Below are 21,457 nucleotides of genomic sequence, written 5' to 3'. Positions count from 1 at the left end.
GCCACCCCGATGACACCGCCCAACGCTGTAGCGCCACCCCGGAAAAAAATCCTGCTCACCGGGTTTGACGCCTTCGGCGGCGCCGCGCTCAACCCCAGCTGGCTCGCCGTGAAAGCGCTGCATGGCCGCCAGATGCTGGGGCACACCGTGGTAGCGGCCCAGCTGCCCACCGTGTTTGACGCGTCATTGCGCGAACTGCGTGCGCTGCTGCAGCAGCACCAGCCCGCGCTGGTGGTGTGCGTGGGGCAGGCCGGTGGCCGCCAGGCCATTTCGCTGGAGCGCGTGGCCATCAACGTGAACGACGCGCCCATCGCCGACAACGCCGGCGCCCAGCCAGTGGACACACCCGTGGCGCACGGCGCACCCGTGGCGTACTTCACCAGCCTGCCCATCAAAGCCATGCTCGCCGCGCTGCAAACAGAGGGCGTGCGCGCCGAGGTCTCACAAACCGCCGGCACCTTCGTCTGCAACCACGTGTTCTATGGCCTCATGCGCGAGCTGGCCACCCAACCCCAGCTGCGCCACACGCGCGGCGGCTTCGTGCACGTGCCCTGGCTGCCCGAACAAGGCACACCCCACATGGCGCTGGACGACATCGTGCGCGGGCTGCGCGCCGCGTTGCGCTGCGCGCTGCAGGTGCAGCAAGACCAGGCGCTGGGCGCAGGCACCACGCACTGACCCCACGCGCTGAGGCTCACCCTCACGCCTGCCACACACCGAAGCCGGCCGAGCGCAGGTCGATGCCGACCTCGATCTCTTTTTCCACCGCGTCCTCGTAGCGCATCGGGTTGAAGCCCTCGTACAAGTCGGGCAGCAGCCGCAGCCCGTACTTCAGCACATACGCGTTGGCCTGAATGCCAGCCTTGTGCTTGTCAAACCGCACGTCCGGGTCCAGCCCGGTCATGCCCACATACACACACGGCTTGCCCGCCACATAGCCCGGGTTGTTCTTCCTGAACTTGCTCTCCAGCAGAACGTCTTTGGAGAGTTCGATGACGTAGACGTGGTGGTGGGGGCGGGGCATGGTGCGTGGGAGTTTGACATTTGATGTCACTCACCACGCCTCACCAACGGCGCATGCTGCGCCATCAGTTCCACCACCCAGTCGATAAACGCGCGCAGCTTGGCGCTCACGTGGCGGTTGGGTGGGTAGGCCACGTACATCGGCATGGGCTCGATCTGCCAGTCTTCGAACAGTGGCACCAGTTCGCCCTGGGCCACGTGGGTTGGCACCATGTATTGCGGTAGCCAGAGCACGCCCATGCCTGCCACGCCTGCGGCCAGGTAGGCGTTGCCGTCGTCCACGGTCACCACGTGGCGCCCGTGTATTTCCAGCTGTTGGCCGTCGCGCTGCATGGTGATGGGTGCCACCGTACCGCTGCGTGAACGCAGAAAGCCGACGGTGCGGTGGTGGGCGTCTTGCAGCTCGCCGGGGTGCGCAGGTTGGCCTGCGCGCTGCAGATAGGCCGGCGCGGCGTACACGCCCAGGCGCAGGTCGCCCACGCGGCGCACCACCAGCGACGGCTCAGTCACTTCGCCACCGCGCAGCACGCAGTCCACGTTGTCGCCGATGAGGTTCACCACGCGGTCGCTCACGCCCATGTCGATCTGGATGTCGGGGTAGCGCTCGTGAAAGGCGGGCAGCGCGGGCATGAGGATGAACCGGGCCAGCGGGCTAGGCACGTCCACGCGCAGGCGGCCTTTGGGCGCGGCCAGAGCGCTGGAGAGGCTGGTGTCCGCATCTTCCAGATCGGCCAGCAGGCGCACCACGCGCTCGTAGTACGCGGCACCGTCGGGCGTGATCTTGACTTGCCGCGTGGTGCGGTGGAGCAGCTTCACGCGCAGCCGTGCTTCGAGCTGCTGCACGAGCTGCGTCACCGTGGTTTTGCTCATGTGCAGCGTGTGCGCTGCCTTGGTGAAGCTGCCGGCTTCCACCACGCGGGCAAAGGCCTGCAGGGCGTCAAAGCGGTCCATGGGGATGGCTCCTTTTGCGCAAGATTGTTTGGAATATTCAAACAGTCATTGTGCGACTCGCCTGTTTATCTGCCTGCCTTGCGTGCCTAGAGTCCCTCTGTTCCATCCATTTCAAAGAGGTCCTTCATGTCTGCACGCGATGTTGTGTTTCCTGCCGGGCGCCAAGCGCTTTACGACCAAAACCGCTACTCGCCCGCCATTCGTTCCAATGGATTTTTGTTCGTCTCGGGCCAGGTGGGCAGCCGGCCCGATGGCTCGCCTGAGCCCGACTTGCAGGCGCAGGTGCGGCTGGCGTTCGACAACCTCAACGCGATCCTGACGGCGGCCGGTTGCACGTTCAAAGACGTGGTGGACGTCACCGTGTTCCTGGTCAACCCGGAATCCAGTTTCGAGCCCGCCTGGCAGGTGGTGGGCGAATACTGGGGCGATGCTCCGTACCCGACCCTCACCGGCATTGGCGTGACCTGGCTCTATGGGTTTCAGTTCGAGATCAAGGTGATCGCCAAGTTGCCTGATGCGGCGAGCGCTGCAGCCTGACCCGCGCTTGCCCCAAAAGGGCCATCTCAAGCGGGCTTCAGCACCCGGCGCAGCGCGCGGATGTTTTGCCACAGCACCGCCTTGGGCAACGTCATGGCCATGGCTTGCATGCAGCGCTCCAGCCAACCTGCGCGCTCTTGCATGCGGTCGATGGCTTTGGCCAGATCCCGGGCCACGGCAGGCCCGTAGGCCTCGGCCGCTTTGGCCATGGCCTGGCGCAGCTGGGGCAGCGGCAAGGCCATCATGGCCAGGTCGATCACATCGCGGCTGAACACGCCGTCGTCTGCCTGCCGGTCGGCATTGGCCAGCAGCTTGGAGGTGGCCATGTCCAGCGGTGTGAGCGTGCTGATGCCGCAGACCACATCGCTTTGGCTGGGTGCCTCGAGCGCAATGCGAGCCTCACGGACGATCTCGAATTTGATGACCTGACCGTCCATGTGCACCGCGGTGCGCAGACCGTACTGATCGGCCCTGACCTCGCGCGGTGTCTGCAGCGGCTGCGCGCCTGCCCGCACCACGGCATTCAGTCCGGCGGCGCCCGTGAGCCGCTGGCGCAGCTCCCGGTACCCTGCCGCGTCAGACACCAGAAAGTCGATGTCCACCGACTCGCGGTACTCGCCATAGCGCAGCGCAATGCAGGTGCCACCCCCAAACCAGCAGCCGAAGGCGTGCAGCACATCACCGTCCAGCGCAGCCAGCACATGCGCAATGCGTTGATGGTGAGGGCGCTCAAACATCGTTGCCCTTTGTGGCTGCCCAGCCGTCGCCCAGGCCGGTGCGCAGCGCCTGCAGCAAGGCCTGCTCTTCGGCGGACATGGCCGCCATGTCCAGGTGTCGGGCGTTGCGTTCGTAGATGCCCAGTGCCTCCATGGGCGACAACGTGTCGGTGCCGTGCACCTGCCAGGCCAGCGCCTGCAATTGCGGGTACTCCGACAAGCGCACGCGCACAGGGATCCAGGCAGTGCGGTCCAACGGGGCGGTGCCGTGGTCGGCCTCCAGCGGTTCATGGGCGCTGATGGCCGCGAGCGACATGCCCAGCGCCGCAGCGGCATTGGCCCAAGCCCCCGCTGCCACCGAAGGCTCGCCCGTTTCAAGGCGGTGCAGCGTGACCCTGGAGATGCCCGCCGCTTCCGCCGCCACCGTGCTGCTCACCTGCAGGGCCTTGCGGCGGGCGCGCAGCGTGCTGCCCACTTCCTTGAGTTGGGCAGCGCTTTGCTCACTGGGTGGGGGCGATTTGGCAGGCATTTGTTTCTCATTATGTTCAATATCAATTGAATGTCAATTATGAGAAACACTTTTAAAAGAAAGGCCGAGCCATCGCCCGGCCCTACACCTCAATCGCAAGCCCCCACACCCCGGTCCGTCGGGCACGCTTCGGTGATCAGAACGTTGTCCACCGTGTAGGTGCTGGCAGACACGCCATCGCTGCCAAACCACAGGTACACATAGGGCCGCGTGGTGCTCAGGGCGGCGGGGGTGAGCACCGGGCGGGTGCCTGTGTTCACCGGCGCTTCGCCGCCCAGCACCGAAATGCGGTACGTGCCGCTGGGTTTGTCCACCTTCACCACCACCGTGTGCACGCGGCCGTTGGTGAAGTTGCCCACGGGTGTGAAGCCGCCGCGGTTGTCGGTGGCCACGAGCACCTGGTTGTTCAGGAAACGAATGGTGCCGAAGCTCTCGAAGTGGCCGTTGCCCATCCACACGTCCAGCGGCACATTGGGCGTGAGCTGCGGAATGGCGTTCCACACCGCCCAGTACTGCAGCGAAGAGGCCGACACCTCTTTGCCCCCGAAGCCCAGAAAGCGGTTGTACGACTGCGGCGCCGTGTGCTGGTAGCGCAAGCTGCGGCCCGACAAGCCTGCGGGCGCGGTCACCACCACCGCGCTGCCCGACGAGGGCGACGACAAGTAAAAGCTGTCGCCCACCGGGTCGCCCGGCAGTTCGGGCGGTGGGTGTGTGCCCAGCGTGTTGGTGTCGAAGTTGGCCCGCAAGATGGGCGTGCCACAACCCGTCAGCAGCAGCGCGCCCAGCGCAGCCACCGCGCCACTGCGCATGGAAAACCTTGTACCTGTGTGCATGAGACCTCCTGAATGTAGATATGAACCGGCTGCCAGCGCACGCAGGTGGCGCGCTGTGGGCAGCCGCTTCAAAGCTTAGGGAGATCACACCTGGGCGGCATCCCTCAGGTGGGGGAGGGCGGGGCGGCGGGGGGTGCTGTGTGACAGGGCGCGAGGCCTTGCGCCCAGCCCGCTCAAAGCCAGACCGACCCCGGCGCCGGGCTGGTCTGGATGGTGAACTCGGGTGAACCACCCAGCACGAAAGCGCCGAGCACCAGGCTCAGCAGCGAAATGAACAGGCTGGCCCACAGCGCCGTCCAGAAACCGTCGACCTTGAAGCCGTCCACCAGCTTGGCCACCAGCATCAGCATCAGCGCGTTGATGACCAGAAGAAACAGGCCGAAGGTGAGCAGCGTCAAAGGCAGCGTCAGCACCACCAGCAGCGGCCGCACCACCGCATTGGCCAGGCCCAGCAACAGTGCCGACACCACCAGCGCCGAGGTGCTGCTGAACTTGATGCCCTTGAACAAATGGCTCGCCACCCAGAGGGCGAGGGCGGTAATGGCCCAGTGGAGGAAGAAGGGGGTCAGGTTGGAAAGCATGTGACAAAAGCCTCGGTATGGGCGCTCAAGAGGCGCTCACTTAGTGTAGGTGGCGCAGATTGACAGCTCTTGCACTCCGTTTGCGGCAAATGCAATGCATGAGGCCACGCAAGGCCCAGTCCCTCCCGTCTCGCTTGCACGAGTGGGCCGATGTCTGCGAGGTGCATGGGCTGGAGCGGAGCAATGGACCGGAAAAATGTCAAACATATTCGACCATTTTTGGTCTGCTCGGCCATCCTGCAGCAGGTAGGACGGCCGGGCGCACTGGCTTACGTCAACTCGTCCAGCAAGCCATGCACAGCAGCCAGAAGTCCCGGCAGAGCGTTCTGCGCAATGTTCCAGACCGTGTCCGGGTTGACCGTCGCGTAGCCGTATATCAGCTGGTTGCGAAAGGCCACGATCTGCGGAACGTCCGGGATGCGAGCGGCCATTGCCGCATCCAGCTTCGCCAGCTGGTTGAGCGCCTCGCCGATCACCTCGAATTTGCGCTCCACCGCCGCCTGCGCCATCTCGTTGCCCACATAGGTCTTGACGTCCAGACCCTCCGTGAACGATTGGATCGCCAGCGCCGCCTCGCGCACGTCCCAAAGAAAGGCGCGAGGGTCACGCTGCATAGACCGGCTCGCGGTGGCGGTTGATGTTGGCGAGCACGTAGGGGTTGCGCACCGCGCCCGGCTCCACCAGGTCCACACCTCGGCCCAGCAACTCCTCGAGCTCGGCTTTGGCTCCGTAGAAGCTGCGAAGGTCGGGCGGGGCGTCCGCCGCGAACTCGACCAAAAAGTCTGCGTCACTGTTCTCGACCGCAAAGTCATCGCCGCGCGCAGCCGAGCCAAATACCTCAAGCCGGCGGATGCCGTAGCGCTGGCAGATGGCCGCGATGGAGGCGCGGTGTTGGGCGATGGCTTGATGCATGGGCGCGAGTGTACCGATGGACACCGTTGACAGCGAGAACCGCTGAATTCCCCGTGAGTTGGTGCATCATGCGCCGCAGGGAAACAAAGAGACAAAAGATGGCCACACTGATACCCGCGCTGGGCAGTTGCGTCTCGCGCATGACGGCGGGCGAGCGCCGCACCGCCGAGCGGCTGGAAGACAAGCTCGACGCCGACTACCTGCTCTGGTACGACGTGGCCGTCGGCCCCCGGCACCAGCACCCAGACTTCGTGGTCATGCATCCGCGCCGGGGCATCTTGGTTCTGGAGGTGAAGGACTTCCGGCTCTCCACCCTCATTCAGGCCAACAAGCAGACCTGGGACATTCACGGCGACGTTGGCCCTAAGACCATCCCCAACCCGTTGGAGCAGGCCCGGCAATACGCCCACCAAGTGGTCAACGCGCTGGAGCGCGACCCGCAGCTGGTGCAACCCGAAGGCCGGCACCAAGGCAAGCTGGCGTTTCCGTGGAGTTACGGTGTGGTGCTGCCCAACATCACCCGCGCGCAATTCGACAAGGCCGAACTCGCCCGCGCCATCGAACCGCACCGCGTTGTCTGCCAAGACGAGATGGGTGAACACGTTGAACCCGAGGCGCTGCAAAGCCGCCTGTGGGACATGTTCCCTTTCATGATGGGTGGTGTCATGTCGATGCCGCAGATGGACCGGGTGCGCTGGATCATGTTCCCCGAAGTGCGCGTGCAGGTGCAAAACCAGCTGTTCGACGACAACGACGAAGCCGCCGAACTGCCCAGCATCATGCGCGTGATGGACATCCAGCAAGAGCAGCTGGCCCGCAGCCTGGGAGACGGCCACCGTGTCATTCACGGCGTGGCGGGCTCAGGCAAAACCATGCTGCTCGGCTACCGCGCCGAACACCTGGCCAAGGCCCACACGGCGGCCAGCAAACCCATATTGATCCTTTGCTACAACGAGCCGCTGGCCCGGCAGCTCGCCAGCGTGATGGCCGCCAAAGGCATTGCCGACCGCGTGCATGCGGTGCACTTTCACAAGTGGTGCTACGCCCAGCTGAAGGCCTACGGGCAGGAGATGCCCGCCAACAACCAGTCCGTGTCCGACAAGATGGCCGACATGGTCCAGCGCGTCATCACCGGTGTGGACCGCCACCAGATCCCGAGCGGGCAATACCAGGCCGTGCTCATTGACGAAGGCCACGACTTCGCGCCCGAGTGGCTCAAGCTCATCACGCAGATGGTGGACCCCACCACCAACAGCCTGCTGGTGCTGTACGACGACGCGCAGAGCATTTACGAGCGCACGCGCAGCAAGCAGTTCAGCTTCAAGAGCGTGGGCATTCAGGCCCAGGGGCGCACCACCATCCTCAAGATCAACTACCGCAACACGCGGCAGATTTTGCAAACCGCCAGCCTCGTGGCGGCCGACCTGCTGACCGCCGAAGACAAAGACGAAGACGGCATCCCCATGCTGAAGCCCGTGAGCTGCGGGCGCGATGGCGAGGCACCCATCGTCATCCGCTTGCCCAGCCTGCGGGCCGAAGCCACCCAAGTGGCCGAGCTGCTGGGCTCAGCCCACCGCGAAGGCCACGCCTGGGGCGACATGGCCATCATCTGCCGCCACTACAGCGAGATGGACGAATGCGCCAGCGCACTGCGCCAGCGCGGCCTGCCGCACCAGGTGCGCAAAGGCACAGGCAGCTTCGACCCAGCCGCCGACAGCATCAAGGTGCTGACCATGCACGCCAGCAAAGGGCTGGAGTTCCCAGTGGTGGCGCTGGTGGGCGCGGGCAACATGCCCGCAAAGGGTGAAGACGAGCGCGAAGAGGCCAAGCTGTTTTATGTGGGCGCTACGCGGGCCACGCAGCGGTTGGTGATTGGGGCGAGTGGCAGCGGGAAGTTCGCAGCGCGGTTATAGGCAAAAGGCAAGACCTGATCCTAATGCCCGTGCACCGAAATTATCTTTTCTTGGGAAATCAAAATGATTGAATCCATTTCGTTTTCGAAGGTTGCGACTTACCCAGATGCTCCCGAAGCAATGAATGGGTTGAAAAGCTTGAACTTCATTTATGGATCAAACGGGGCGGGTAAGACCACTATCGGCAAGGTCATTTCCGATCCGACTTTCTCATCGGATTGCAGCTTGTCTTGGAAAGGCGGGGCACCTTTGCAAACCTTGGTCTACAACAGGGACTTCGTAGATCGAAACTTCAAACCTTCGGAAGACTTGAAAGGCGTCTTTACTCTCGGAGAGCAAGAGATCGAGACTCTAGAGAAGATCGCCAAACTAAAGTCTGAGCGAAATACGCTTTCCGAGAAAGTTAAAGGATGGAATGAAGCTTTGCAAGGAGCCGACGGTACCGGTGGAAAGTTGTACGAAGTATCAAACCTCGAGGCAGTATTCAAAGAGAAGTGTTGGGCGCAGAAGGTTAAGCACGACTCTAAACTCCAAGGCGGCTTTGAAGGTGTGCGAAACAATTCTGAAAAATTCAAAGACAGAGTTCTCGAAAACATAAATAACACAGCAGCTCTTCTGTCTTTAGATGAATTGACCAAAAAAGCTGAAACGGTCTTTGGTAGAGCGCCAGTTATCGAGCCCGTGGTTCGAGTTATAGATGCAGGGCGGCTATTGGCTCATGAAGGCAATCCAATTCTCAGGAAGAGAGTAATTGGAAAGAGTGACGTTGATATTGCTGCAATGATCAACAAACTTGGAAGCAGCGATTGGGTAAAGCTAGGGCGAGATTACTTTGATGAGAACGACAAAGTTTGTCCCTTTTGTCAGCAAGCCACAAAAGACTCCTTTGCAAGAAGTTTGAACGAATACTTCGATGAAACTTTCCTGCAAGAGTCGAAATCAATCCGCGACTTGGCCGACAGCTATAAGACTGACTCGGAAAGGCTTCAACAGCAGCTTTCATCGATCATTGCTTCTCCTGGAAGTGTCCTTAATGTGACAAAGTTAAAAGAGGAAAAGGAACTTCTAGACAGCAAGCTAACTATCAATGCACAGAGGATTGCGGCGAAAGTCAAGGAGTCCAGCCAACCTGTTGAACTGGAGGCTATCGCAAATGTCATTGCGGCTATCGAAACCCTGATCTCTAATGCGAATGACTTGATTGCTAACCACAATCGGATGGTCAATAACTTATCGTCTGAAAAGCGAGAGTTAACGACTCAAGTCTGGCGGTTTGTGATTGAAGAGCTGCGAACAGATACCGCCGACTACCAAGCAAAAAAAGCGAATTTAAACAAAGCCGTTAAGGGTCTCCAAGACCAGATTCAACTGGCAAAGGCAGAGCAAACACTAAAGGCGATGGAAATTCGCGAACTTGAGCGGCTGGCTACAAGCGTCCAAGCCACTGTGGATGCAATCAATGGATTGCTGCAGTCATTTGGTTTTCACGGATTTTCTATTGCAAACATTCCGAATACGACACTCTATAAGCTCGTCAGAGAGGATGGCGCTGCAGCAATGAAAACTATGAGTGAAGGTGAAAAGACTTTCCTCACATTCCTGTATTTTGTCCAGCTCATCAAAGGCAGTGAAACGGAAAGTGGGACGACAAATGATCGAGTTGTGGTATTTGACGATCCGGTTTCAAGTCTTGACAGCGACATCCTTTTTATTGTCAGTAGCCTCATCAAAGGACTGTTTGAAGAGGTTCGGGCAAAACGGGGGCATATCAAGCAAATCTTTGTATTAACCCACAACGTGTACTTTCACAAGGAAATTACGTTTAGTCCGAAAAGAAGAAACGGAAAGGCCCAAGGCGATGAATCATTTTGGATAGTTCGCAAATTGGATAGGGTAACGAAACTCGAATCATATCCGGAAAATCCGATTAAAACTTCATATGAACTTTTATGGGCGGAACTCAGACGTGCAGATCGTTCGAATTTGACCATTCAGAACACACTGAGAAGAATCTTGGAGAACTATTTCAAAATTTTGGGGAATGTTGATTTTGAAGACATATGTGCAAAGTTTGAGGGAAGAGAAAAACTCATTTGCCGATCGCTGCTCTCTTGGGTCAATGATGGGTCTCACTTTGCACATGACGACATTTACATCTCCGATGGCACAGCAGTCACCATTTATCTAAAAGTCTTCAAAGATATCTTCTACAAACTAAAGCACGATGCTCACTATCGGATGATGATGCGAGCAGACGAAGATGAATCAGAAGCTCTGTCTGCTTAGCCATCCATCGCACGTGTCATTGGTAATGACTACAGCCCTTTTCGATTAACAATTTCCTGCGCCCCTGCCCCTGCACGACCAGCAACAAGTAGGCCGAATAGCAGCCCAGCCAACAAAACTATCCCACACCCCATGCACGAAATCATCTGCCCCCACTGCAGCAAAGCCTTCAAGATCGACGAGGCGGGGTATGCCGACATCCTCAAGCAGGTGCGCGATGGCGAGTTTGAGCAGCAATTGCACGAGCGGCTGGAGTTGGCCCAGCGGGAAAAGCGCGACGCCATTGCCTTGGCCAAGGCTGAAGTGACCAACACCCTGCAAAAAGCTGCGGCTTCCAAAGACACCGAGATTCAGGCACTCAAAGCCCAGCTCGACGCGGGCGAGGTGGCGCGCAAGCTGGCGGTAGCCGAGGCCTTGGGCACGGTGAGCCAAGAGCGCGATGCGCTGGCCAACGAACTGGCCCAAGCGCGCAGTGCGCAGCAAGCCGCAGCCCAGTTGGCCGAGGCCAAACTGGCTAACGTGCTGCAGGCCGAGGCCGCCAAAAAGGACGCCGAGATTCAGGCACTGCAAGCCAAGCTGCAGGCCAGCGACGTGGCGCGGCAGCTGGCTGTAAACGAGGCCGTAGGTGTAATCGCGCTGGAACGGGATACGTTGAAGAATGACCTCAGCCTCATCACCGTGAAGAAACAGCTGGAAGAGAAAGCCATCAAGGAGCAATTCGCCCTGCAGTTGCGCGACCGCGAAGGCGAGATTGAGCGCCTGCGGGAAATGAAGGCGCGGCTATCGACCAAGATGGTGGGCGAGACGCTGGAGCAGCACTGTGAGATTGAGTTCAACCGCATCCGTGCGGCGGCGTTTCAGCGCGCGCATTTTGAAAAAGACAACGACGCCCGCACCGGCAGCAAGGGCGACTACATTTTTCGCGACATGGATGAGAACGGCACCGAGATCGTTTCCATCATGTTTGAGATGAAGAATGAGAGCGATGAGACTGCTACCAAGAAGCGGAACGAAGACTTTCTGAAAGAGCTGGACAAAGACCGCACCGAGAAGGCGTGCGAGTACGCGGTGCTGGTGTCTCTGCTGGAGCCGGAGAGCGAGCTGTACAACAGCGGCATCGTCGATGTATCGCACCGCTACCCCAAGATGTATGTGGTGCGGCCGCAGTTCTTTGTGCCCCTGATCACGCTCTTGCGCAATGCAGCGCTGAACGCGGTGAAGTACAAGTCCGAGCTGGCACTGGTGCGCTCGCAAAACGTGGACATCACCAAGTTTGAAACCCAGCTCGACGAATTCAAGACTGCGTTTGGCCGCAACTGGCGCCTGGCGTCTGAGGGCTTTGAAGAGGCAGTGAAGCGTATTGACGAGGCCATCAAGGACCTGGAGAAAACCAAGGAAGCGCTGCACAAGTCCGCCAACAACCTGCGCCTGGCCAACGACAAGGCCGATGACCTGACGATCAAAAAGCTCACACGCGGCAACCCCACGATGGCGGCCAAGTTTGCGGAGTTGCAGGGGCCTGAGCGACCTCTCAAACCTGAACTTTGACCACCACGTTGGGCTTTTAGGGTTTTGGCATGTGTGCGGGCATGCGTGGGGCTCTTATTTCCCCCAAGAATCCTTCAACCCCGTCACCCGGTTGAACACCACTTTTCCGCCCACCCCATGGTCTGCCCGGTCGGCCACGAAGTAGCCATGCCGCTCGAACTGGAATTTCTCATCCGGCTTCGCCGCAGCCAATGACGGCTCCACATAAGCCGTCACCACCTTCAAGCTGTTCGGGTTCAGCGCTTCAATGAAGTCTTTGCCGCCGGCGTCCGGGTGCGGGTCCAGGAACAGGCGGTCGTACAGGCGCACTTCGGCGCTCACGCCGCTGGCGGCGCTCACCCAGGTGATGGCGGCTTTGGCTTTCACGCTGTCGGCGCCGGGGGTGCCGCTCTTGGTGCCGGGGATCACCTTGGCGTGCACTTCGGTCACGGTGCCGTTGGCGTCTTTCGCGCAGCCGGTGCACTCGATCACGTAGCCGCCTTTCAGGCGCACCACGTTGCCTGGAAACAGGCGCTTGTAGCCCTTGGGCGGCACTTCCTCAAAGTCTTCGCGCTCGATCCACACGTCTTTGCCGATCTTGAACACGCGGTCCGGCGGTGGGGTCTGGCCTTCGGGCACGGCGCTGTGGGGCAGGGCGGGCTGGGTGCAGTCTTCGGTGTAGCCGTCTGAGCCAAACACCTCGGCCCAGTTGGTGAGCACCAGCTTGACGGGGTCGAGCACGGCCATGCCGCGGTGGGCTTTGTTTTCCAGGTCTTCGCGCAGGCAGCCTTCCAAGGTGCTGTAGTCGATCCAGCTGTCGCTCTTGGTCACGCCGATGCGTTCGGCAAACAGTTGAATGCTCTCGGGCGTGTAGCCGCGCCGGCGCAGGCCCACGATGGTAGGCATGCGCGGGTCGTCCCAGCCGCTCACCTTGTGGTCGTACACCAGCTGCGCGAGCTTGCGTTTGCTGGTGATCACATAGGTGAGGTTCAGGCGCGCAAATTCGTATTGGCGGGGCGGCGGGCTTTGCAGCAGGCCACCTTCGCAGAGGCGCTCCAGCAGCCAGTCGTAAAACGGGCGCTGGTCTTCAAACTCCAGCGTGCAAATGCTGTGGGTGATCTGCTCCAGTGCGTCCTCAATAGGGTGCGCAAAGGTGTACATGGGGTAGATGCACCAGGTGTCGCCCGTGTGGTGGTGCGTGGCGCGGCGGATGCGGTAGATGGCCGGGTCGCGCAGGTTGATGTTGGGCGAGGCCATGTCGATCTTGGCGCGCAGCACCATGCTGCCGTCTTCGTGCTTCCCGTCGCGCATTTCGCGAAAGCGCGCCAGGTTTTCCGCCGGGGTGCGGCTGCGGTAGGGGCTGTCGACGCCGGGCTTGCCGAAGTCGCCGCGGTTCACGCGCATTTGCTCGGCGGTCTGTTCGTCCACATACGCGTGGCCGGCCTGCACCAGGTATTCGGCGGCGCGGTACATGAAGTCGAAGTAGTCGCTAGCCTGGTACAGGTGGCTCTGGCCGTTGGCGTCCCAGTTGAAGCCGAGCCACTGCACGGCGTCCAGGATGCTGTTGACGTACTCCGTGTCTTCCTTCTCGGGGTTGGTGTCGTCAAAGCGCATGTGGCACACGCCGCCGTAGTCGCGCGCCAGGCCGAAGTTCAGGCAGATGCTTTTGGCGTGGCCCACGTGCAGGTAGCCGTTGGGCTCGGGCGGGAAGCGGGTGCGGATCTTGGCGGGGTCGGGCTGGCCGGCGGCGTGGTGCGCGGCGTCGCCGGGGGAGCCGGCCCAGCGGCGGCTCTGGTAGGTGCCCTTGTCCAGATCGTTCTCGATGATCTGGCGCAGGAAGTTGCTGACCTTGTGTTCGCCTTCGGGGGCGGGGCTGTGTGCGGGGTGGCTGGGGGTGGTGGAGCTCATGCCGCATTCTATTGACCAAGGCCTTGCGCCAAGGCCCGCGCGCACTGCTACTTTGGTGGCATTTCGGCGCTTTCCGTTATCGTGGCCGTTCCGGACGAGGAAGTGGAAGAGGAAGAGGAAGCCGAAGATGAACACCGACAACCCCGACACCATGCCCAACGACGAACCCACGCGCTGGGAAGTCACGCAGGCCGAAGACGTGTTTCTGCCCTCTGTGCGGGTGCAAATTGGCTGGCGCGATGTGGAGGCCGCTGTAGAGAGCGGCGCCATTCACCCCAGCGCGGCCCACGGCCTGTGGGCCAACTGGGCAAGCCCGGGCAGCCCGCTGCGGGTGGTGGCCGGTGTGCCCGGCGGCTCGGCCGTGCCCACCGCCGCCGAGCTGGCGCTGCAAGACGCCGCTGAAGGCCTGCAGGCCATGCCCGCACAGCCCACGCGCCCCGCGCTGGACCACGGCCCGGTGTTCAGCTTCACCAACACGCTCTATTACTTCGGCGGCATGCTGGCCATTGGCGCCATGACGCTTTTCATGACGCTGGGCTGGGAGCTGTTTGGCGCGTGGGGCGTGTTTGCCCTGGCGGTGGGCTACCTCACCGGGGCGCTGCTGGTAGCGAGCAACCTGCTGCAAAAGGGTCTGCGCACACCGGCCGGCATTCTGGCCACGCTGGCCGTGTGCCTGGTGCCGCTGGCAGTGTGGGCGTTTCAGTCGGGCGTGGGCCTGTGGCCCAGCGGCGCGCACGACAGCTACCGCGACTACCACCGCTACATTGACTGGCGCTGGCTCACGCTGGAGCTGGCCACGCTGGCGGCTGCGGTGGTGCTGCTGTACCGCTACAAGCTGCCTTTCATGGTGATGCCGGTGGCGGTGACCATCTGGTACCTCAGCATGGACGTGGCGCACATGCTCATGCAAAAGGAAGGGTTCGACTGGCAGTTCACGCGCGACGTGTCGCTGGTGTTTGGCCTGGCCACTTGCGCTATTGCCATGTGGGTGGACCTGCGCACGCGCACCGCCCTGAATGCCGAAGACCGGCAAGACTTCGCCTTCTGGCTTTACCTGTTTGGCGCGGTCATGTTCTGGTGCGGGCTGAGCCTGCGCGAGAGCAACTCGGAGCTCAACAAGTTTCTGTATGCGCTGATCAACGTGGGCATGGTGTTTCTGGGCGCGGCCATTGGCCGGCGCGTGTTCACCGTGCTGGGCGGGCTGGGCGTGGCGGGTTACCTGGGGTACCTGGCCCACCGTGTGTTTGAAGACAGCCTGCTGTTCCCGTTTGCGCTCACGCTGCTGGGGCTGGCGGTGGTGGCGCTGGGCATCTGGTGGCAGCGCAACGAGGCGCGCGTTCATGCGCGCTTGGCCAGCTGGCTGCCAGCGGCGCTGCGGCCGCTGGCAGAGGCTGCCTCTGTCCGTTCGCCCTGAGCTTGTCGAAGGGCCTGCCGCTGTGTGGGTGAGGGCTTCGACAGGCTCAGCCCGAACGGGTGGGGGTTCAGCCCGAACGGGTGGGGGCTCAGGCCGAACGGTGGGGGGCTCAGTCCGAACGGGTGGGGGCTCAGCCCGAACGGGCTTGGGTCAGTACGACAGGTTGAGCTGCAGCACTGCGGTGGTGCCGCTCACTTCGTTGCCCACCACCAGCAGCGGCTTGCCGTTGGGCGACTGTGCTGCCGGAATGAACACCAGGCCTTCGGGGCCCAGGTCGCCGGTGGTGGCGAGGTTGGCGGCGCCCGGCTGGGTGGTCCACTCGTCGCGGGTGTTCAGGTAGTCCACGCGGGTGGGCGCGGCGGGGTTGGTAATGTCGTACACCAGCACGCCGCCCATGCGCTCCAGGCCAATGAAGGCGAAGGTTTTGTTGCCGATCTTGCCCAGGGCCAGGCCTTCGGGCTCGGGGCCTTTGGCGTCGCTGCGGCTGTCCAGCGCGTTGCCTTCGTTGTGGCCGGAGTTGAAGTACGTGGCGCACGGAGTGTTGCGGGCGCTGCCCAGGCGGCAGTCGCTGCTGGCCAGGAAGCGCTCGATCTCTGCGCCCGAATCCCACACCAGGCCGCCGTTGGCGTTCCAGATGCTGAAGGAGCGCGCGCCGTAGCTGTAGAGCCGGTCGTACATCAGGCGGTCGCCGGCGGCGTCTTGCACGCCGCTGGCGTTGTAGCGGATCGGGGCGCCCAGGGCGTCGGTCTTGTAGCCCTGCGTCCAGCTGATGTTGAGGCGGCCGAGTTCGCCGTTGGCGATGCAGGTGCCGGGGTTGCCAGCCACCGCGCCGCAGTAGCCGAACACGGTGGGGTCGAGCAGGGCGCCGGCCAGCGTGGGCGCGCCGGCCACGCTGCGCAGCTGGGGCGGCACCACCTGCCAGCCAGCGGTGCGGGCCAGGGCCGACACGCGCAGCTCTTCAATGAAGCCCAGCGCCGGGTTTTGCGTGCCCAGGTAGTCGGGGTTGCCTTCGCCCCAGGCGCGGGCGTCGCCTTCGTTGGCGGTCACCAGATACGTCTGGCCGCCCGCGGTGTAAGCCGCCATGCTGTCGGGCTGGTACATGCCGCGCACACCGGCCCAGGTGCGGATGTTGATGGTGTTGTCGCGGTCGGACACATCGAGCTCGTTGCCGGCCACGCCGTGGTCTTTGTAGCCCAGCGGCAGCACGTCGGTGACGGTGGCCGAGGCAATGTCGACCTTGGCCAGCGCGTTGTTTTCCTGCAGGGTCACCCAGGCCGTGCGGCCGTCGGCCGACACGCTGATGTACTCCGGCTCCAGGTCTTGCGCCACGGTGGCGCCGGGGCCGTAAATGCGCACGCCGGCGGTGCGCAGGGCGGCAGCCTGGCTGTTGAAGGCGGTGAAGCTGGCGGTGCGCACCACGGGCGCGGCCAGGTTGCGCACGTCAATCACGCTGATGCTGCCTTCGGGGTCGATCTGGTAGTCGTCGCTGGGCTCGCCTTCGTTGGCCACCAGCACGGTGGTGCCATCGGGCGTGAAGGTGAGCATGTCCGGCAGGGCGCCGATGGTCACCGAGCTGATCAGGCTCAGGTCGCTCGCGCGGTAGAGCGCCATGCGGCCCGGGTCGGTTTTGACCGGCGCCTGGATGGCCACGGCCACGGTGCCGTTGAACACGGCCACGCTGTTGATGGAGGCGCCAGCCAGCACGGCGGTGGCGTCGAGCGTGCCGATCTTCACCGGGTTGGCGGGGTTGGCGAGGTTGAGCACGTCCACCGCGCCGAGCTGAGCGTTGACCACGAAGAGGCGGCGGCTGGCGGCATCAAAGGCGGGGATTTCTGCGGCGCTCACCTCGTACTGGCCGGTGCTGTAGCTGCCGATCTTTTCCAGCCGCAGGCTCGCGGGCGTGGCTTCCACCACGGGGCCGGGTGCGGGGGCGGGTGCGTCGCCGCCACCACCGCAGGCGGCGAGCACGGCGGTCATGAGCAGCGAGGCGGTGAACAGGCGGGTGGAAGGGGTGTGGGGAAGCTGGGCGCGCATCGGTCGGTCTCTTGTGGTGTGGAAAAACCACGTTTGTAGAAACCGGCCATGACGTCATCGTGACGCCTGTGTGTCCAAGCCATGACACTCACTGCCCGAAGCGCGGCCCGTCTTTCAAAAAGGCTTCTTCTTCGGGCGTGCTGGTGCGCCCCAGCGCCGCGTTGCGGTGCGGAAAGCGGCCGAACTTTTCCACGATGTCGTGGTGCAGCTGCGCGAACTCCAGGTTGCGCGAAAGGGTGGCTTCGAGTTCGGCGGGGCTGGTGTCGAGCAGGCGCTCGAAGCGCCGCACGCTCTCCACCTGCAGGGCCAGGTCTTCGGCGTGCACCAGCGGCATGGTGAGGAACACCCGCCCCACGGTGGCGAGCTCGGCGTCCATGCCACTGGCGTGCGCCTGCACCGACAGCTGCTGCGCCCGCGCGTCGCCCGCAAAGGCGCGCGCCTGGCCTCGGTACATGTTGCGCGTGAACTGGTCGAGCAGCAGCACCAGCGCCAGCCGGGTGTCGATGCGGTCTTCCCACTCGCGCAGGCCACCGGCAATGGCTTGTTCCACCAGATGGCCAAAGCGCTGCTGGATGCGGGCGTCAAGCTCCGGGCCGCCGCCAAACCAGAGCTCGTCGCGGGCGTCTGAGCACCAGCCGCGCTCCAGGCCATCGCCCAGCCAGAAGTCGAGCACGTCTTTGGCGGTGGGTGGACCTAGGGTTTTCATGGGGGTTTTCCAGGTAAAGAGGGCCCGGGCGTTACGTCTGGCAACGACTTTGACCGCGCGTGTGGAAGAGGTTAGCGCGGTTTTCCGTGTAATACACACACGGGACCTGCAACGGCCCCGCAACAGGAGCCCCACATGAACACGCAGACCTTGAAAACCCCCTGGAGCCGCACGTCGGGCCTGGCGCGCAGCCTCACCATCGTGACCCTGGCCGCTGGCGCCTGGGCACTGTCGTCGATGGGCTCTGTGGCCCACGCGCGCGGCGACGTACAGTGGTCCATTGGTGTGAACACCCCCGGCGTGGTCGTGGGTGTGTCGAACGCACCCCCCGTCTATTACGGCCCTCCGCAGGTGTACTACGGCCCGCCGCCGGTGTATTACCAGCCGCGCCCGATCTATTACGCGCCGCCGCCGGTGTATTACGCGCCCCGCCCGGTGTACCGCTCGGGCTGGGGGCCGGCCCCCCGCTGGGAAGGGCATCGTCATGGCCACCGCCATGGCTGGCGCGATGACGACCGCCGGTACGACCGTCGCTGAGCCAGCCGTTTACATCGCGCGAAAGCGCTCGGCGTAAAGCCGGCTCACCGCCCACGCTTCGGGCCTGCCGCGCAAGCGCAGGCTCAGCCGCCCGGCCTCGTTTCGGGTCACGCTGTCGATGGCGTCGGCCCTCACCACGGTGCCGCGGTGGATCTGCCAGAACACGGCCGGATCCAGCTGCGGCATCAGCTCTTTGAGCGGGGTGCGAATCAGCACCTCGCTGTCTGCGGTCAGTACGCGCACGTACTTGTCGGCCGCCTCAAACACCAGCACCTCCCCCACCGGCACCATGCGGATGCCCTGGCCCACGCTCGCCGGGATGACCTGCAGGCGCGCTGGCGTGGCGCCCGCCGTGGCGTCTGCGCCACCCAGCAGGGCACGCAGGCGCTGCAGCGTGGGCTCGTCCACGGTGCTGGCGGGCGTGCGTTGCGCCAGCACCTGTTGCACGCGCTGCACGGTGCGCGCCAGGCGCTCGGGCTGCACGGGTTTGAGCACGTAGTCCACCGCCTGCGCCTCGAAAGCCGCGACCGCATAGGCGTCAAACGCGGTGACGAACACCAGCGCCGGGAAGGGCACGCCTTCGGGCCACTCTTCGGCCAGCTCGGCGGCGGCCTGCAGCCCGGTCTGGCCGGGCATGCGGATGTCGAGAAACAGCACGTCGGGCCGCAGTGCGAGGGCCTGGGCCACGGCCGAGTCGCCATCGCCCACGGTGGCCAGCACCTTCAGGCCGGGCCATGCGCGCGCGAGTTCGGCCTGCAGGGCCTGCGCGAGCAGGGGTTCGTCTTCGGCAATGAGGGCGGTGGCGTTCATGGCGCGGGGGTGTGCAGGGGCAAGGTGAGCACGGCGCGCGTGCCGCCGCCGGGCTGGCCGTGCCAGTCCATGTGGGCCTGGCCGGGGTAGGCCGTGGCCAGGCGCTCGCGCACCTGCGCCAGGCCAAAACCGGGGGTGGGCGAGGGCGCGCTGCCCACCCCGGTGTCGCTCACTTCCAGCACCAGCTGCTGGCCTTGGCGCCGGGCACTCACGCGCACCTCGCCGCCTTGCAGGCTGGGCTCCAGCCCGTGGCGGATGCAGTTTTCCACCAGCGGCTGCAGCAGCAGCGGCGGCACGGGATGGCTGGCGAGCGCCTCGGGCAGTTCCAGCGCGTACTGCAGGCGCGGGCCCATGCGCACGGCCATGAGTTCGAGGTAGTCGCGCAGGCGGGCGAATTCGTCGGTGAGGGTGTGGCGCCCGGCGGTGGCCTCCGTGCGCGAGGCGGTCAGCGTGGCGCGCAGGAAATCGTTGAGCCGGTCCAGCATGGCGGTGGCGCGGGCGGGATCGGTGCCAATCAACACGCGCAGGTTGGCCAGCGTGTTGAAGAGCATGTGGGGCTCCAGCTGCGATTCGAGCAGCTTGAGCCGCGCTTCGCTCGCCTGGCGCTTGAGCTCCAGCGATTTTTCGCGCTGGTAGAAGTAAAAAAGAAAGGCGAAGCTGATGCCCAGCGACGACAGCCCGAAGCTCCAGAAGCGCTGCGGTGAGAGGCTCATGAGCTCCCAGGTGGAGCGGCCGGTGTAGGCGTCACCCACTGCGGTGCCAGCCGCATAGCCCAGCACGATGCACACCGGCATGTAGATAAAGCTGCGTGGGGTCCAGACCCAGTAGTGCGGCGGCGCGGCACGCAGCCACCGGTGCAGGCGGATGCGCACCGGGTCGCACAGCAGCCAGATGCAGGTGCTGATGGCGAAGCTGTAGACCAGCGAGCGGTCCAGCGGGTGCTCCAGCGGGCGCGACACCCATTGCAGCAGGGCAATCACCGGCGCCACGGCCCAGACGATCAGCGCCCGGCGCACGACGCCGCTGCGGCTGTCGGGAGGCAGCCAGAAGAGCAGGGCGTCTTTGAGGGAAACCGTCATGGAAGGGGCTGCAGGTGCTGGCGGTGGAAGTCCACGATTTTTGCATGCGCTGCTTCGCGCTGGCGGGCGTCAAACCCGGGCACCGGCAGGCCGCCGCGCACCTGTTGTGCGGCCACTTCACGGGCCACCGACGCGGGCCAGGGCGAGAGCACGTCGAAGTGCCCGGCGCCTTTCAGGTCGGCCAGCTGGGTGCAGGCTTTGCAGTGCGTGAGCAGGCGGGTGGCGTGAAAGCGGGGAACGAGCACTTCGTCCTGGTCGGCGCTTACCACGCCCACCGGAATGCGGATGCGCGCCAGGCTCTCGGGGCTGAAGATGACGGCCACCGGCACCGCGAGCGTGACCGAGGCCACCCGTGGGTCGGGGCGCGGGTCGGGTTGCTCGGCGGTCGGCGTGCGGCCTCCGTGCAGGGTTTTGAGCTCGGCCGGCAACACAAACTCGGGCCAGTGCGCGGCTCGGTCAAACCGGGCTTGCCGCTCGGCCCGCTTCTCGGGCGTCTGGGCGCCTTGAAAGCAGAAGGCTTCGTCGGCCTGGGCCTGGGCGTTGCAATGCTGAGTGAGGTTGAGCAGGCGCCACTGGCCGCCCGCCAGCGACAGGCCCGTGACCCCGCCGGCCGACATGCCGTGCACGCCCACGCGGTCGAGCTGCAGGCGGCTGCTCCATTGCGGGTCGCGGCTGAGGGCGTCGATCACGCGGACGACTTCGCTCGGCCGGCGCGCCATGGAGTCGGGGCCGGCGAGGCGGCTGTCGCGGTAGTTGTCGCCCTCGTGCAGTGGCTGGGCCACCACGAAGCCCGCGCGGGCCAGCGCCGCGGCCAGGTCATGGTCGGGCACCGGGCTGCCGCCGGTGCCGTGCGACATCACGATCAGCCGGTGGCGCTGGGCCTTGGGCGGTGCGTTGAGCGCGACGTTCAGCGTGAACGCGCCAACACTCAGGGGCTGGGCGGTGGCGTCGGTGGGGTACACCAGCGTCACGGGCAGGGTGCCCACCGGGATCTGCCGCATGCCGACCTGGGCGTGGACAGCGGTGGACCCGACTGCACAGACCGCCACCAGCAGGTGCTGCCATTTGAGCCGGAGGGAGCGCAAGGGCGTGGTGACGGCTGCAAGACGGGTGGTGGGCGAGGCATGGTTTTTCATGGAAGTCTCCTTGTGCATGACGGGT

21 protein-coding genes are annotated in these 21,457 nt (G+C 63.8%); 7 read left to right on the top strand and 14 right to left on the bottom strand.

Going from position 1 to position 21,457, the window contains the following annotated elements:
• Nucleotides 1–9: 9 nt before the first annotated feature.
• Nucleotides 10–678 carry a pyroglutamyl-peptidase I gene (gene pcp, locus KXJ60_RS14890; protein ID WP_291129537.1) on the top strand — a complete coding sequence of 223 codons (669 nt, stop codon included), beginning with the start codon at nucleotides 10–12 and terminating at the stop codon, nucleotides 676–678.
• A 22-nt stretch (nucleotides 679–700) separates the two neighbouring features.
• Here the strand turns inward: pcp and KXJ60_RS14885 are convergent, their stop codons facing one another.
• Entirely contained in the window at nucleotides 701–1,024 is a 324-nt protein-coding gene (locus KXJ60_RS14885) for a hypothetical protein (RefSeq protein WP_291129534.1), read from the bottom strand.
• A gap of 26 nt (nucleotides 1,025–1,050) precedes the next feature.
• On the bottom strand, nucleotides 1,051–1,974 hold the full coding sequence (locus KXJ60_RS14880; RefSeq protein WP_291129532.1) for a LysR family transcriptional regulator: 924 nt from the start codon (nucleotides 1,972–1,974) through the stop codon (nucleotides 1,051–1,053).
• 126 nt (nucleotides 1,975–2,100) lie between these two features.
• On the opposite strand from KXJ60_RS14880, the gene KXJ60_RS14875 reads away from it, so the two are divergent.
• On the top strand, nucleotides 2,101–2,511 hold the full coding sequence (locus KXJ60_RS14875) for a RidA family protein (protein WP_291129529.1): 411 nt from the start codon (nucleotides 2,101–2,103) through the stop codon (nucleotides 2,509–2,511).
• 26 nt (nucleotides 2,512–2,537) lie between these two features.
• On the opposite strand, the gene KXJ60_RS14870 is transcribed toward KXJ60_RS14875, so the two are convergent.
• From KXJ60_RS14870 to KXJ60_RS14845, 6 genes are all read right to left on the bottom strand, one after another.
• Nucleotides 2,538–3,248: a nucleotidyl transferase AbiEii/AbiGii toxin family protein gene (locus KXJ60_RS14870; protein WP_291129527.1), complete on the bottom strand. Its 711-nt coding sequence runs from the start codon at nucleotides 3,246–3,248 to the stop codon at nucleotides 2,538–2,540.
• Nucleotides 3,241–3,756, bottom strand: coding sequence for a helix-turn-helix transcriptional regulator (locus KXJ60_RS14865; RefSeq protein ID WP_291129525.1), 516 nt, complete (start codon nucleotides 3,754–3,756; stop codon nucleotides 3,241–3,243). The genes KXJ60_RS14870 and KXJ60_RS14865 overlap by 8 nt, the downstream gene beginning before the upstream one ends.
• An 89-nt stretch (nucleotides 3,757–3,845) precedes the next feature.
• Nucleotides 3,846–4,589: a hypothetical protein gene (locus KXJ60_RS14860; protein WP_291129522.1), complete on the bottom strand. Its 744-nt coding sequence runs from the start codon at nucleotides 4,587–4,589 to the stop codon at nucleotides 3,846–3,848.
• Nucleotides 4,590–4,762: 173 nt separating this feature from the next.
• A complete protein-coding gene (locus tag KXJ60_RS14855; protein WP_291129519.1) occupies nucleotides 4,763–5,170 on the bottom strand; it encodes a phage holin family protein in 408 nt (135 codons plus the stop codon).
• Between the two features lie 269 nt (nucleotides 5,171–5,439).
• On the bottom strand, nucleotides 5,440–5,784 hold the full coding sequence (locus KXJ60_RS14850) for a HepT-like ribonuclease domain-containing protein (RefSeq protein ID WP_291129516.1): 345 nt from the start codon (nucleotides 5,782–5,784) through the stop codon (nucleotides 5,440–5,442).
• Nucleotides 5,774–6,082 carry a nucleotidyltransferase domain-containing protein gene (locus KXJ60_RS14845; RefSeq protein ID WP_291129513.1) on the bottom strand — a complete coding sequence of 103 codons (309 nt, stop codon included), beginning with the start codon at nucleotides 6,080–6,082 and terminating at the stop codon, nucleotides 5,774–5,776. The genes KXJ60_RS14850 and KXJ60_RS14845 overlap by 11 nt, the downstream gene beginning before the upstream one ends.
• 98 nt (nucleotides 6,083–6,180) lie before the next feature.
• Here KXJ60_RS14845 and KXJ60_RS14840 point away from each other — a divergent pair, with 98 nt between their 5' ends.
• The 3 genes from KXJ60_RS14840 (at nucleotide 6,181) to KXJ60_RS14830 (ending at nucleotide 11,829) form a co-directional block, all read left to right on the top strand.
• The gene (locus tag KXJ60_RS14840) at nucleotides 6,181–7,995 is read left to right on the top strand and encodes a 3'-5' exonuclease (RefSeq protein WP_291129511.1); all 1,815 of its coding nucleotides are present in this window, start codon (nucleotides 6,181–6,183) and stop codon (nucleotides 7,993–7,995) included.
• Nucleotides 7,996–8,058: 63 nt separating this feature from the next.
• Nucleotides 8,059–10,281, top strand: a complete 2,223-nt coding sequence (locus KXJ60_RS14835) for an AAA family ATPase (RefSeq protein ID WP_291129505.1) — start codon at nucleotides 8,059–8,061, stop codon at nucleotides 10,279–10,281.
• Between the two features lie 132 nt (nucleotides 10,282–10,413).
• Complete coding sequence (locus KXJ60_RS14830) at nucleotides 10,414–11,829, top strand: DUF2130 domain-containing protein (RefSeq protein ID WP_291129499.1); 1,416 nt, start codon at nucleotides 10,414–10,416, stop codon at nucleotides 11,827–11,829.
• 54 nt (nucleotides 11,830–11,883) lie between these two features.
• On the opposite strand, the gene KXJ60_RS14825 is transcribed toward KXJ60_RS14830, so the two are convergent.
• Complete coding sequence (locus KXJ60_RS14825) at nucleotides 11,884–13,716, bottom strand: glutamine--tRNA ligase/YqeY domain fusion protein (RefSeq protein ID WP_291129496.1); 1,833 nt, start codon at nucleotides 13,714–13,716, stop codon at nucleotides 11,884–11,886.
• 127 nt (nucleotides 13,717–13,843) lie between these two features.
• Between KXJ60_RS14825 and KXJ60_RS14820 the strand changes: the two genes are divergently transcribed.
• Entirely contained in the window at nucleotides 13,844–15,130 is a 1,287-nt protein-coding gene (locus tag KXJ60_RS14820) for a DUF2157 domain-containing protein (protein ID WP_291129493.1), read from the top strand.
• A 150-nt stretch (nucleotides 15,131–15,280) separates the two neighbouring features.
• Here the strand turns inward: KXJ60_RS14820 and KXJ60_RS14815 are convergent, their stop codons facing one another.
• A complete protein-coding gene (locus KXJ60_RS14815; protein ID WP_291129490.1) occupies nucleotides 15,281–17,164 on the bottom strand; it encodes a choice-of-anchor I family protein in 1,884 nt (627 codons plus the stop codon).
• 88 nt (nucleotides 17,165–17,252) lie between these two features.
• A complete protein-coding gene (locus KXJ60_RS14810) occupies nucleotides 17,253–17,870 on the bottom strand; it encodes a DUF924 family protein (RefSeq protein WP_291129488.1) in 618 nt (205 codons plus the stop codon).
• Between the two features lie 135 nt (nucleotides 17,871–18,005).
• Here KXJ60_RS14810 and KXJ60_RS14805 point away from each other — a divergent pair, with 135 nt between their 5' ends.
• Nucleotides 18,006–18,407 (top strand): hypothetical protein, encoded by a 402-nt coding sequence (locus tag KXJ60_RS14805; protein WP_291129486.1) that lies wholly within the window; start codon nucleotides 18,006–18,008, stop codon nucleotides 18,405–18,407.
• 9 nt (nucleotides 18,408–18,416) lie between these two features.
• Here the strand turns inward: KXJ60_RS14805 and KXJ60_RS14800 are convergent, their stop codons facing one another.
• From KXJ60_RS14800 to KXJ60_RS14790, 3 genes are read right to left on the bottom strand one after another with little or no spacing between them, the layout of a single operon-like run.
• Nucleotides 18,417–19,217 (bottom strand): LytTR family DNA-binding domain-containing protein, encoded by an 801-nt coding sequence (locus KXJ60_RS14800; protein WP_291129483.1) that lies wholly within the window; start codon nucleotides 19,215–19,217, stop codon nucleotides 18,417–18,419.
• On the bottom strand, nucleotides 19,214–20,296 hold the full coding sequence (locus KXJ60_RS14795; protein WP_291129482.1) for a histidine kinase: 1,083 nt from the start codon (nucleotides 20,294–20,296) through the stop codon (nucleotides 19,214–19,216). The genes KXJ60_RS14800 and KXJ60_RS14795 overlap by 4 nt, the downstream gene beginning before the upstream one ends.
• Nucleotides 20,293–21,432 carry a dienelactone hydrolase gene (locus KXJ60_RS14790; protein WP_291129479.1) on the bottom strand — a complete coding sequence of 380 codons (1,140 nt, stop codon included), beginning with the start codon at nucleotides 21,430–21,432 and terminating at the stop codon, nucleotides 20,293–20,295. The genes KXJ60_RS14795 and KXJ60_RS14790 overlap by 4 nt, the downstream gene beginning before the upstream one ends.
• Nucleotides 21,433–21,457 lie beyond the last annotated feature (25 nt).

Source organism: Hydrogenophaga sp., from assembly GCF_019264445.1.
GTDB lineage: Bacteria > Pseudomonadota > Gammaproteobacteria > Burkholderiales > Burkholderiaceae_C > Hydrogenophaga.
The sequence above is the reverse complement of the archived record's forward strand: the minus strand, read 5'-3'. Positions and strand labels throughout refer to the sequence as shown.

Bases quoted from the DNA above. Each gene is read 5' to 3' on its own strand.
- pcp (WP_291129537.1), top strand. From the start codon at position 10: ATGACACCGCCCAACGCTGTAGCGCCACCCCGGAAAAAAATCCTGCTC.
- KXJ60_RS14885 (WP_291129534.1), bottom strand. From the start codon at position 1,024: ATGCCCCGCCCCCACCACCACGTCTACGTCATCGAACTCTCCAAAGAC.
- KXJ60_RS14880 (WP_291129532.1), bottom strand. From the start codon at position 1,974: ATGGACCGCTTTGACGCCCTGCAGGCCTTTGCCCGCGTGGTGGAAGCC.
- KXJ60_RS14875 (WP_291129529.1), top strand. From the start codon at position 2,101: ATGTCTGCACGCGATGTTGTGTTTCCTGCCGGGCGCCAAGCGCTTTAC.
- KXJ60_RS14870 (WP_291129527.1), bottom strand. From the start codon at position 3,248: ATGTTTGAGCGCCCTCACCATCAACGCATTGCGCATGTGCTGGCTGCG.
- KXJ60_RS14865 (WP_291129525.1), bottom strand. From the start codon at position 3,756: ATGCCTGCCAAATCGCCCCCACCCAGTGAGCAAAGCGCTGCCCAACTC.
- KXJ60_RS14860 (WP_291129522.1), bottom strand. From the start codon at position 4,589: ATGCACACAGGTACAAGGTTTTCCATGCGCAGTGGCGCGGTGGCTGCG.
- KXJ60_RS14855 (WP_291129519.1), bottom strand. From the start codon at position 5,170: ATGCTTTCCAACCTGACCCCCTTCTTCCTCCACTGGGCCATTACCGCC.
- KXJ60_RS14850 (WP_291129516.1), bottom strand. From the start codon at position 5,784: ATGCAGCGTGACCCTCGCGCCTTTCTTTGGGACGTGCGCGAGGCGGCG.
- KXJ60_RS14845 (WP_291129513.1), bottom strand. From the start codon at position 6,082: ATGCATCAAGCCATCGCCCAACACCGCGCCTCCATCGCGGCCATCTGC.
- KXJ60_RS14840 (WP_291129511.1), top strand. From the start codon at position 6,181: ATGGCCACACTGATACCCGCGCTGGGCAGTTGCGTCTCGCGCATGACG.
- KXJ60_RS14835 (WP_291129505.1), top strand. From the start codon at position 8,059: ATGATTGAATCCATTTCGTTTTCGAAGGTTGCGACTTACCCAGATGCT.
- KXJ60_RS14830 (WP_291129499.1), top strand. From the start codon at position 10,414: ATGCACGAAATCATCTGCCCCCACTGCAGCAAAGCCTTCAAGATCGAC.
- KXJ60_RS14825 (WP_291129496.1), bottom strand. From the start codon at position 13,716: ATGAGCTCCACCACCCCCAGCCACCCCGCACACAGCCCCGCCCCCGAA.
- KXJ60_RS14820 (WP_291129493.1), top strand. From the start codon at position 13,844: ATGAACACCGACAACCCCGACACCATGCCCAACGACGAACCCACGCGC.
- KXJ60_RS14815 (WP_291129490.1), bottom strand. From the start codon at position 17,164: ATGCGCGCCCAGCTTCCCCACACCCCTTCCACCCGCCTGTTCACCGCC.
- KXJ60_RS14810 (WP_291129488.1), bottom strand. From the start codon at position 17,870: ATGAAAACCCTAGGTCCACCCACCGCCAAAGACGTGCTCGACTTCTGG.
- KXJ60_RS14805 (WP_291129486.1), top strand. From the start codon at position 18,006: ATGAACACGCAGACCTTGAAAACCCCCTGGAGCCGCACGTCGGGCCTG.
- KXJ60_RS14800 (WP_291129483.1), bottom strand. From the start codon at position 19,217: ATGAACGCCACCGCCCTCATTGCCGAAGACGAACCCCTGCTCGCGCAG.
- KXJ60_RS14795 (WP_291129482.1), bottom strand. From the start codon at position 20,296: ATGACGGTTTCCCTCAAAGACGCCCTGCTCTTCTGGCTGCCTCCCGAC.
- KXJ60_RS14790 (WP_291129479.1), bottom strand. From the start codon at position 21,432: ATGAAAAACCATGCCTCGCCCACCACCCGTCTTGCAGCCGTCACCACG.